This is a genomic window from Vibrio sp. Vb1166 (assembly GCF_033338695.1).
Taxonomy (GTDB): domain Bacteria; phylum Pseudomonadota; class Gammaproteobacteria; order Enterobacterales; family Vibrionaceae; genus Vibrio; species Vibrio alginolyticus.
In genome coordinates, this window is the sequence record NZ_JAWOTE010000017.1 from 103,056 (window position 1) to 112,811 (window position 9,756).

Annotated in this window: 8 protein-coding genes and 4 pseudogenes; 5 read left to right on the top strand and 7 right to left on the bottom strand. The window is 51.1% G+C overall.

The window, feature by feature from the left end; all coding sequences use genetic code 11:
* Positions 1–182: 182 nt before the first annotated feature.
* Complete coding sequence (locus R7E51_RS16860) at positions 183–794, top strand: DUF2913 family protein (protein ID WP_014386795.1); 612 nt, start codon at positions 183–185, stop codon at positions 792–794.
* Between the two features lie 48 nt (positions 795–842).
* On the opposite strand, the gene R7E51_RS16865 is transcribed toward R7E51_RS16860, so the two are convergent.
* Positions 843–1,628 (bottom strand): nuclease-related domain-containing protein, encoded by a 786-nt coding sequence (locus tag R7E51_RS16865; RefSeq protein ID WP_101905929.1) that lies wholly within the window; start codon positions 1,626–1,628, stop codon positions 843–845.
* A gap of 709 nt (positions 1,629–2,337) precedes the next feature.
* Between R7E51_RS16865 and mobV the strand changes: the two genes are divergently transcribed.
* The gene (gene mobV, locus R7E51_RS16870) at positions 2,338–3,324 is read left to right on the top strand and encodes a MobV family relaxase (protein ID WP_000852935.1); all 987 of its coding nucleotides are present in this window, start codon (positions 2,338–2,340) and stop codon (positions 3,322–3,324) included.
* 234 nt (positions 3,325–3,558) lie between these two features.
* Here the strand turns inward: mobV and R7E51_RS16875 are convergent, their stop codons facing one another.
* Both R7E51_RS16875 and R7E51_RS16880 read right to left on the bottom strand, forming a co-directional pair.
* Complete coding sequence (locus R7E51_RS16875; RefSeq protein ID WP_001251694.1) at positions 3,559–3,780, bottom strand: hypothetical protein; 222 nt, start codon at positions 3,778–3,780, stop codon at positions 3,559–3,561.
* Positions 3,771–3,974, bottom strand: a complete 204-nt coding sequence (locus R7E51_RS16880; protein ID WP_000131876.1) for a hypothetical protein — start codon at positions 3,972–3,974, stop codon at positions 3,771–3,773. Before R7E51_RS16880 ends, R7E51_RS16875 begins: the two co-directional genes overlap by 10 nt.
* 336 nt (positions 3,975–4,310) lie before the next feature.
* Here R7E51_RS16880 and sul2 point away from each other — a divergent pair, with 336 nt between their 5' ends.
* Complete coding sequence (gene sul2, locus R7E51_RS16885; RefSeq protein WP_001043260.1) at positions 4,311–5,126, top strand: sulfonamide-resistant dihydropteroate synthase Sul2; 816 nt, start codon at positions 4,311–4,313, stop codon at positions 5,124–5,126.
* A gap of 86 nt (positions 5,127–5,212) precedes the next feature.
* The gene (locus R7E51_RS16890; RefSeq protein ID WP_000251875.1) at positions 5,213–5,515 is read left to right on the top strand and encodes a phosphoglucosamine mutase; all 303 of its coding nucleotides are present in this window, start codon (positions 5,213–5,215) and stop codon (positions 5,513–5,515) included.
* 175 nt (positions 5,516–5,690) lie between these two features.
* Here R7E51_RS16890 and R7E51_RS16895 read toward each other — a convergent pair.
* From R7E51_RS16895 to R7E51_RS16905, 4 genes and pseudogenes are all read right to left on the bottom strand, one after another.
* Positions 5,691–6,719: pseudogene (locus tag R7E51_RS16895) on the bottom strand (IS91-like element ISCR2 family transposase); the annotation flags it as partial.
* A gap of 13 nt (positions 6,720–6,732) precedes the next feature.
* A pseudogene (locus R7E51_RS24130) lies at positions 6,733–7,068 on the bottom strand (toprim domain-containing protein); the annotation flags it as partial.
* Positions 7,069–7,150: 82 nt separating this feature from the next.
* Positions 7,151–7,663, bottom strand: a complete 513-nt coding sequence (locus R7E51_RS16900) for a dihydrofolate reductase (protein ID WP_086371372.1) — start codon at positions 7,661–7,663, stop codon at positions 7,151–7,153.
* Between the two features lie 345 nt (positions 7,664–8,008).
* A pseudogene (locus R7E51_RS16905) lies at positions 8,009–8,806 on the bottom strand (IS91-like element ISCR2 family transposase); the annotation flags it as partial.
* Positions 8,807–8,938: 132 nt separating this feature from the next.
* On the opposite strand from R7E51_RS16905, the pseudogene R7E51_RS16910 reads away from it, so the two are divergent.
* Positions 8,939–9,682, top strand: a pseudogene (locus R7E51_RS16910) (DUF4158 domain-containing protein); the annotation flags it as partial.
* Positions 9,683–9,756: the final 74 nt, after the last annotated feature.

Genomic DNA, 9,756 nt, shown 5'->3' on the forward strand with positions numbered 1-9,756 from the left:
CGTTAGAATTGAATGGCGGTACAGTTTGATTGTTTTGCATCTAGATAAATAATCATAACAGACTGATATTTAAGGATGTTATTATGGTTTAAATCGAGAATGAACAGGTTGTAAGGTGTACCGATTACTGTACTTTCGGTACACCAGTTCTAAACCAACTCTTTAAGTGCGAGGTGTGATAAATGAGAAGAAAAAGAGGTGATTATCCACAATTGGTAAATGACTTAGTAATCAATACATTGTTACACCTTTATATGGAATGTAGCGATACACGTCGGTTTGTGCCTCTCCACCAGCGAAATGCGATTGTTATGCGTTATCTGAAATCCTTACTCAAAAAAGCAGCATACAAGGAGACAAGAAAAGATATTAAAGCTCTTATTTACGCTGGGCAGAAAGGTGACAAGTTGGAAGAGCAATTGTGGAGGCTCAAATCTCTTGTTAATAATTATGGCAATGATGTTGAAAAGTTTTACGGATTCCTCAACTTAATTGAGAGTACGTTAGCTATTTACAGTGAGTTATTTAAAGAAAATACTGCTGTCGTTTCGAATAGAGTTTATTTGTTAGCTGATCACATTGATAATGGCTTTGACGATAATGGGAGGCAAGTAGCCCCAATTGCTCTATCTGTGAACTCTTCAAAATGGAAGCAAATACCAGCGTTGGCCGAAGAACATGGTCATTTCTATATTGAGATTCTTGATAGTGATGAGAGTAAAGCAAACCTTTATGTTCACCCTGCCGCAATGAAAAGAGCCGTTCACAAAGAACATGAAAAGGAGTGTGACTGATGGCAGTGTAGGATGCAAACCGCTACTACACTGCCCTGAGTGCTAAGTTCAAGCACGATGTTTAGCTTTGAGGTTTTTCACATGCTTAAAGTTAGTTTTAAGCCCCTTTTCTAAACGTGCAGACTCTAGACTCTCATAAACACTATTAATGTCGATAAAAGAGCTTTCCTTGGATTGTTCATAAATATAATCTGCGGCCTTCCAACCGGATGTGAATAGTAGCTTTGGTGTGTTTTTACTCCTCCATTCGCACTCACCTACCATAACTACAATCGAGTAGAACGCTTCCTGGGGAATGCTAGGCAAAAGAGATTGAATTGCTTTCACATGCTTATAGTTTTGTCTGAACGGATTTTGAAACTTGTAGCTACGTTTAAATATCTTTTGAGTCCAAAATTGATCTGATTCCTTGCCATAAATCCAGCCTTTATAATGTTTTGTTTCAACGACAAATATTCCAGCTGGGGAAATAACAACATGGTCCACCTGAGTAGTATCTCCATCGGAAACTTCAAGAGTAACATCATCAAGTACTATGCAATTATTACCACATTTTTTATTTAATATTTTTGATAAAGCCCACTCGCCTATTTTCCCTTTGATATGGCGTGAAAATACTTTGGCAACAAATAATAGTGTTACAGCCAAAATCAACATCCACGTTGTCGGTTGATTTAGAAGCTCTCCAAAAGCGCCTATAAATAGATTGGGGTTTTGCGCCCATCCCCTCGATATAAACCTCAGTTGATGTAAGTTATTGAAAAACTTTGCGCCCCCTAATTTTAAGTAAAGATCAAAAAATTTAAAACGTTTTGATAATTGTTTAACACTCAAATTACTGTTTAAGAAACAGGCTTAAGGTTAATTTCGAGGGGATGGGCAACAAACCCCATTTAGTATTTTTCCCCTTCTCCTCTAAGGGACTGCCGTCCCGCCGGCGCTTCGCTTGGCACCCTGCTGACGGTCGCTGCGCTCCCTTGGAGTTAATGCCTCGCCAGAGGCGAGAGGGTTTGTTTCCGCTGCGCTAGGCCCAAAGGGGCTTTGCCCCTCTGGACTCCCCACACTCGCCGCCGTGAGGCTCGGGGGCTGGGGCCTGCGGTCGCTGCGCTCCCTTCGTTCCCAACCCCAGAGCCAGAGGCTGGGTCGTTCCGGCAGCGTCAAGGGCGGGAGCGGAAGCCGCAGCCCTGGAGCGAAGCGGAAGGGATCGGGTGAGCACCCGGCGAAGCGAACCCTTGACGTGATGGAGTGACCCCCACGCTCAGGCAAGGGGGCAGGTAGAGCAGAGCGAAGCGGCGCGGCCACCTGCACCCCTGCCACGTGGCGAACGCGGGGTTTGGGGCAGCGCCCCAAGGTGTTCGCAACGACCGAAGGGAGGCGCAGGGCGAAGCCCGTAGAGCAAGGCCGCAGGCCGCTGCAACCGCGTAGCGGTCACGTACTTTACGGAGTAAAGTCTAGTGAGTATACACTTCAAAGAAGTGGCCCGCCGGAGGCACATTCGTACCTCGACGGGCTGGCAGCAATCTGACAGTGCGGAGGGGGACGGATGGCGTTTGCGATCATGAGGGCGAAGAAGCTCAACAGCATGGGCACGGTGGCGGCTGCGTTGCAGCACTGCTACCGCGACCGCGAGACGCCGAACGCCGATCAGGAGCGCACACCGGACAACGATCACCTGGCGGCCAGATCGACCGATGAGGCGATGGGCAAGCTCAGGGAGCGGTTGCCGGAGAAGCGGCGCAAGGATGCGGTGCTGGCGGTCGAATACGTGATGAGCGCCTCGCCGGAGTGGTGGCAGACCGCAAGCGCCGACCAGCAGCGGGAGTTCTTCAAGCGATCGACCGAGTGGCTGGCCGACAAGTACGGCGCTGAGAACGTGGTCACGGCCACGATCCACCGGGATGAGCTGACCCCGCACCTGTCGGCGTTCGTGGTGCCTCGGACGGCTGACGGGCGCCTGAGTGCCAAGGAGTTCATTGGCAACCGGACGAAGATGAGCCAGGACCAGACCAGCTACGCCGAACGGGTGGCCGATCTGGGGCTTGAACGGGGCATCGAGGGCAGCAGGGCCACACACCAGCGAGTTAAAACCCACTATGGGGCGATCCAGCAGGCAGGCCGAGACGTGCCACACCTGACGCCTGACGAGCTGAAACCCCAGAAGGTCAAGGGGGTGTCACTGGCCGAGAAGGTGTTCGGAGCCGTGGAGACGGTCGAAGGGGTGGCGCAAAGGTTGAACGCCAAAATAATGGGGTCTGTGCAGCCGATGGCCGAGAAAGCCGCTGTAAGCGCCCAGAACGAGCGAAGAGCCAAGGAGCTAAGGGAAACCCTAGCCCAGCAGCAAAAACGCTTACAGGCCCTTCAGGAGCCGTTTAAGGGGCTATCCAAGGATCAGGTAGCGGGACTGATCCGGCAGGCGGTGAAATTGCGGCAGGAGAACGAGCAGGAGAAGCAGGAGCGCGCCCAGCAGATCAAAGAGCGATTCAAGGCCAAGCGGGAACGGGAGCGCAGCGACCGCAGCAGGGGCCGTTAACCCTTTTCAACCAACTTTAACCAACCTTGAACAACCTTAAACCATTGTTTAACCAACATTAAACCACTTTCAACCAACCCTAAACCACTTTCAACCAACCCTAAGCAACCGGGGTGTAAGGGCTGGCAGTAATCGCGCGGATTTACAGGCACGTCGGATATGTTTACAAAAACTCCGTTTTTGACACATATCCCGTGCCAAAGGGTGCCCCTTTGAAACCCTCCAGCGCCCCGCTCAATCGCGGGGCAGGGTGACGCGGTGGGGTAGGTCGGGACTGGGGCCGTCCTCGTCCAGGAACGCCACTTCGGCGCGTTCCAGGGTGCAGCCATCGAGGTTCAATTCTTCCATGTCCTTGAGGGTGAAAACCCCCGCCTCCTCGCGGCTCTTGGTGTACCCGTAGCCCTTGGGTTTCCAGTACTCCAGACCTGTCTTGATGTAATACATGCTCATGGCCATACCTCGTCCTTGAGTTTCGATATAACGGAATCCAGCGCCGTTCTGGTGGTGCCGTCCAGCGTGTCTATACCCCTGTCGTAAGCCTCCAAAACAGCGGCCATTTCAGCGGCTGTGATGCTGATAGTGGCCGTGGTGTCCCTTACGATATGGGAGTAATCAGGCTTGCCGAAAAGGGCTTTGAGTGGATCTGTCATGGCTGATCTCCAAACATATCAAGCGTGTCTGTATCCCACTCTATTGTAAACAAGACATTTTTATCTTTTATATTCAATGGCTTATTTTCCTGCTAATTGGTAATACCATGAAAAATACCATGCTCAGAAAAGGCTTAACAATATTTTGAAAAATTGCCTACTGAGCGCTGCCGCACAGCTCCATAGGCCGCTTTCCTGGCTTTGCTTCCAGATGTATGCTATTCTGCTCCTGCAGCTAATGGATCACCGCAAACAGGTTACTCGCCTGGGGATTCCCTTTCGACCCGAGCATCCGTATGAGACTCATGCTCGATTATTATTATTATAGAAGCCCCCATGAATAAATCGCTCATCATTTTCGGCATCGTCAACATAACCTCGGACAGTTTCTCCGATGGAGGCCGGTATCTGGCGCCAGACGCAGCCATTGCGCAGGCGCGTAAGCTGATGGCCGAGGGGGCAGATGTGATCGACCTCGGTCCGGCATCCAGCAATCCCGACGCCGCGCCTGTTTCGTCCGACACAGAAATCGCGCGTATCGCGCCGGTGCTGGACGCGCTCAAGGCAGATGGCATTCCCGTCTCGCTCGACAGTTATCAACCCGCGACGCAAGCCTATGCCTTGTCGCGTGGTGTGGCCTATCTCAATGATATTCGCGGTTTTCCAGACGCTGCGTTCTATCCGCAATTGGCGAAATCATCTGCCAAACTCGTCGTTATGCATTCGGTGCAAGACGGGCAGGCAGATCGGCGCGAGGCACCCGCTGGCGACATCATGGATCACATTGCGGCGTTCTTTGACGCGCGCATCGCGGCGCTGACGGGTGCCGGTATCAAACGCAACCGCCTTGTCCTTGATCCCGGCATGGGGTTTTTTCTGGGGGCTGCTCCCGAAACCTCGCTCTCGGTGCTGGCGCGGTTCGATGAATTGCGGCTGCGCTTCGATTTGCCGGTGCTTCTGTCTGTTTCGCGCAAATCCTTTCTGCGCGCGCTCACAGGCCGTGGTCCGGGGGATGTCGGGGCCGCGACACTCGCTGCAGAGCTTGCCGCCGCCGCAGGTGGAGCTGACTTCATCCGCACACACGAGCCGCGCCCCTTGCGCGACGGGCTGGCGGTATTGGCGGCGCTGAAAGAAACCGCAAGAATTCGTTAACTGCACATTCGGGATATTTCTCTATATTCGCGGTTCAGCAGGCATGTCCCCTTTGAGGGCGACCCGACGACAGGATAATCGACCTTATGGTGCGCAAATATTTCGGCACAGACGGTATTCGTGGCAAAGCCAACGAAGGCGCGATGACGGCGGAAACCGCCTTGCGCGTCGGCATGGCGGCTGGCCGTGTCTTTCGTCGCGGTGACCACCGCCATCGTGTCGTGATCGGCAAGGATACGCGCCTGTCGGGCTATATGCTTGAACCCGCGCTCACAGCCGGTTTCACCTCGATGGGCATGGACGTATTCCTTTTTGGCCCGCTGCCGACAACGTATAGGAAGAATAAACGCCCTTTTCACCCAAGTCCAACAGCTTTGGACCGCAGTTGACTCTTTCGACACCCCTGCGATGCAACCCAATCCGGCTGACGGGGAGCCAGCAACGCTGAAAATTTACCCTCCTCTTTCCCACTAGCGGCTCCTTTTCCGACAACCAGCACGGCGGATCCCTGCCGCGGCGCTGTGAACGCAGCATTTTGATTGGTATCGTTGGCCTTCAGGCTCGTCAGTCAAACAGACCCAGGAGCAGCTCAGCCGGTGGCGCCCGGCTTTCGGGTAACGCCCTGGTCCCGCTGGTTTCGGCTTTGTGCTTCAGGTGATCAAGGATCTGCTTGATCACTATAGGGTCTTCAATGCAGGCGATGACTTTCATGGCGCCGCCGCAGCCGCTGCAGGTCTCGATGTCGATATTGAAAACACGCTTGAGCCGTTGCGCCCATGTCATCGACGCTCGCCGTTGTGCTGGTGTTGCCGGTTCATCAGCCACCCTGACCTTGTTGCCCCTGCCCCGTTTTGCCGGCGTGACCAACGCCCGGTGCCGACTGTTGGGTGCGAACACCCCGTGGAAGCGGGTTAGGTTGACTCTGGGCTTCGGTACCAGGGCGGCCAGCCTTGCAATGAAATCCAATGGTTCGAAAATGACGTGCGTGGTGCCGTCCCGGTACGGCGTCTTGAGCTGGTAGCGCACGTTGCCGCCTCGTGTTAACGACAGCCGCTTCTCGGATACCGCCGGGCGGCTGATGTACCGGCACAGCCGTTCGAGCTTCTTGCGTTCATCGGCCCTGGCCGCCACGCCGGCGTGCAGGCTGGACCCGGCTACCTTGCCAATCCCGTCACCGAACGGATCACCACTGGTCGGCAGAGTTTGCAAAGTGAACACCTTTCGCCCCGCCTGTGAACCGACAGCGATACGGTAAGTGATCGAGTGCCCCAGCAGGGGTGTCATCGGGTCGTCATCCACCGCATCCGAGGCCAGATAGCTGTTTTCGACATCCCGTTCCAGCAGGCCTTGCCGTTCCAGATAGCGACCCACCCGGTGGGCGATGGTGTGCGTCAGCTGGGTGAGCTCTGGGCTGGTCGGCGCCTTGACCCAGCGGAAACGCGCTGAGCCGTGGGATTGCTCGACATACACACCGTCGAGAAACAGCATGTGGAAGTGAACATTCAGATTGAGCGCCGATCCAAAACGCTGGATCAGGGTGACCGCGCCCGTCTTGGCCACTTGGTGGGTATGGCCCGCTTTCTTGACCAGGTGCCAATACCCATCTTTGTATCAACTCCCCTTCCTGCCCGGCATCCCCGCAATTGATGACTTCAGAACAAGATGCTACCAATTTTTCAATAACAGCAAATTGCCTTTTTACTCCATCGTTATCAATTAGTTTAATGCCAAATTTTTTAGGTACAATTGGCAGATCTTCCAATTTCCAGTATTTCCAATTTTCTTTGTAATCATGGGGTTCATTCAATGTACACAGATGGCCAAAAGTCCAGGTTACCCAATAGCCATTTCCTTCATAAAAGCCGTTGTTGCGTTGTTTTGCACCAATTACTTCGGCAATATCTTTTGCCACAGAAGGTTTTTCAGCTATACATAAAATCATAAGGAGGCAAAGTTAGTAAGGTCGTTGAAGTTTTGAAACCGTTACATACAAAACATTTCAACAAAAACAGTAAGTTTTAGAGTTATTTACGTGTATATTTTTTTATTTCAAAAGCAAAAGCGTGTTTTTCATCAATACCCTGTTTCAGTACAGTTTCACTATTCCACTCAGATTCAGAAAATTTAGGAAAAAAAGTATCTGCGTCAAACACTCCATCTACTTGTGTGATATACATTTCTTGAAGGATGTTTCGCTGCATAACTTCTGCATAAATTTGTCCCCCACCAATGATGAAAACAGTTCTTTCGGTTTCATTTTTATAGAACTCTAAACATTCAGTAAGTGAAAAAAAGACATGAGCTCCTGGTGCTTGATAGCCGATTTGGTGAGTTAAAACGGCATTTTCACGATTTGGCAAGGGTCTAAATTTCTCAGGAATAGATTCATAATTTTTACGTCCGGTTATTACTACATGACCTGTTGAAGTTTCTTTAAAGAATTTCATATCAGCCGGCAATTTCCATAACAAATCGTTGTCTTTACCAATGCCAAAATTTTTATCCATGGCAACAATTAATGATAGTTTCATAATGATCGGTATTGAATAATTAATTTTTTATTTGAGGCATTAAGCACATGCAATAATTTCTCAATTGGTTTTTTCACCTTTTCTTTCAAATGTAACTCATCTGCAGTTTGAATCATACGTATAGGAAGAATAAACGCCCTTTTCACCCAAGTCCAACAGCTTTGGACCGCAGTTGACTCTTTCGACACCCCTGCGATGCAACCCAATCCGGCTGACGGGGAGCCAGCAACGCTGAAAATTTACCCTCCTCTTTCCCACTAGCGGCTCCTTTTCCGACAACCAGCACGGCGGATCCCTGCCGCGGCGCTGTGAACGCAGCATTTTGATTGGTATCGTTGGCCTTCAGGCTCGTCAGTCAAACAGACCCAGGAGCAGCTCAGCCGGTGGCGCCCGGCTTTCGGGTAACGCCCTGGTCCCGCTGGTTTCGGCTTTGTGCTTCAGGTGATCAAGGATCTGCTTGATCACTATAGGGTCTTCAATGCAGGCGATGACTTTCATGGCGCCGCCGCAGCCGCTGCAGGTCTCGATGTCGATATTGAAAACACGCTTGAGCCGTTGCGCCCATGTCATCGACGCTCGCCGTTGTGCTGGTGTTGCCGGTTCATCAGCCACCCTGACCTTGTTGCCCCTGCCCCGTTTTGCCGGCGTGACCAACGCCCGGTGCCGACTGTTGGGTGCGAACACCCCGTGGAAGCGGGTTAGGTTGACTCTGGGCTTCGGTACCAGGGCGGCCAGCCTTGCAATGAAATCCAATGGTTCGAAAATGACGTGCGTGGTGCCGTCCCGGTACGGCGTCTTGAGCTGGTAGCGCACGTTGCCGCCTCGTGTTAACGACAGCCGCTTCTCGGATACCGCCGGGCGGCTGATGTACCGGCACAGCCGTTCGAGCTTCTTGCGTTCATCGGCCCTGGCCGCCACGCCGGCGTGCAGGCTGGACCCGGCTACCTTGCCAATCCCGTCACCGAACGGATCACCACTGGTCGGCAGAGTTTGCAAAGTGAACACCTTTCGCCCCGCCTGTGAACCGACAGCGATACGGTAAGTGATCGAGTGCCCCAGCAGGGGTGTCATCGGGTCGTCATCCACCGCATCCGAGGCCAGATAGCTGTTTTCGACATCCCGTTCCAGCAGGCCTTGCCGTTCCAGATAGGGGTTCTAGGGATTTTCCCCTCTAAAGTAACATAAATCGCCATACTCACCATATTTAAAGGCATACAAAGGTGGGTTACTTCTCCAAAGTATGGCAAATTATGAGGTTAACAACCCCTTAAACTTAATTTAATTAAAAACGAACTATCAATTCTTACCAAAGCTGAGCAGCTTGATCTATATTCTCCGCCGCTATTATCACTTGAACAACAACGATTGTATTTTACGCCAAACGAGATCGAGTTAACAGAGTTGAAAAGTATTCGCCTAAGGAACCACCGATGCTATTTCATTGCGTTATTAGGGTATTTTAAGTCTAAGCCTGTGATTCTTTCACCTAGCTTTAACCTCATCTTTGACGATATGCAGTTTATTTCAACGCAAGTTCAAGGAGGCAAAGGGATCAGGCCTTTCAGCATTAATAAGATGCAGCGTGACCGTATATATCAAAGAATACTGAGGTTATTAAACTATCAGAAATGGGACGAAAGTCTGCACTTTGCGCCGCTGTACGAACATCTTGTTATGGTCGGCAAAGCTTGGCTTGAGCCTCGTTATCTATTCGATGCAGCCGCTGAATATCTAGCAACGCATAGAATTGCCATCCCTAAATATACTGTCTTACAAAAGCTTATCAGTCGTGTTATCCAACAGGTCAAGAAGGCGTTAAATAATAAGCTTCGTATTCATGTTTCATCTGAACTACACGGATTTCTAAATACTATTATCGATGACAAAGATGGGCTCTCCTTAAGCCAGCTTCGAGCCGGTGCAAAAAGCGTTATGGTGACAGAGCTAAAAAAAGAACTGACGGTGTATCATCAGTTACAGCCTTATACAAGACAGATTGATAATGCTGTTAAGGGCTTAGCCCTGAGGAATCCCCTAATGATTTTGATAAAAATCATAAATTTAAGGTAGATGCACATCTTGTCATGTGATCAAATGGT

What these genes read in the sequence shown, in the direction of transcription:
- R7E51_RS16860 (WP_014386795.1), top strand. Translation starts at nt 183, where the DNA reads ATGAGAAGAAAAAGAGGTGATTATCCACAATTGGTAAATGACTTAGTA.
- mobV (WP_000852935.1), top strand. Translation starts at nt 2,338, where the DNA reads ATGGCGTTTGCGATCATGAGGGCGAAGAAGCTCAACAGCATGGGCACG.
- R7E51_RS16875 (WP_001251694.1), bottom strand. Translation starts at nt 3,780, where the DNA reads ATGGCCATGAGCATGTATTACATCAAGACAGGTCTGGAGTACTGGAAA.
- R7E51_RS16880 (WP_000131876.1), bottom strand. Translation starts at nt 3,974, where the DNA reads ATGACAGATCCACTCAAAGCCCTTTTCGGCAAGCCTGATTACTCCCAT.
- sul2 (WP_001043260.1), top strand. Translation starts at nt 4,311, where the DNA reads ATGAATAAATCGCTCATCATTTTCGGCATCGTCAACATAACCTCGGAC.
- R7E51_RS16890 (WP_000251875.1), top strand. Translation starts at nt 5,213, where the DNA reads ATGGTGCGCAAATATTTCGGCACAGACGGTATTCGTGGCAAAGCCAAC.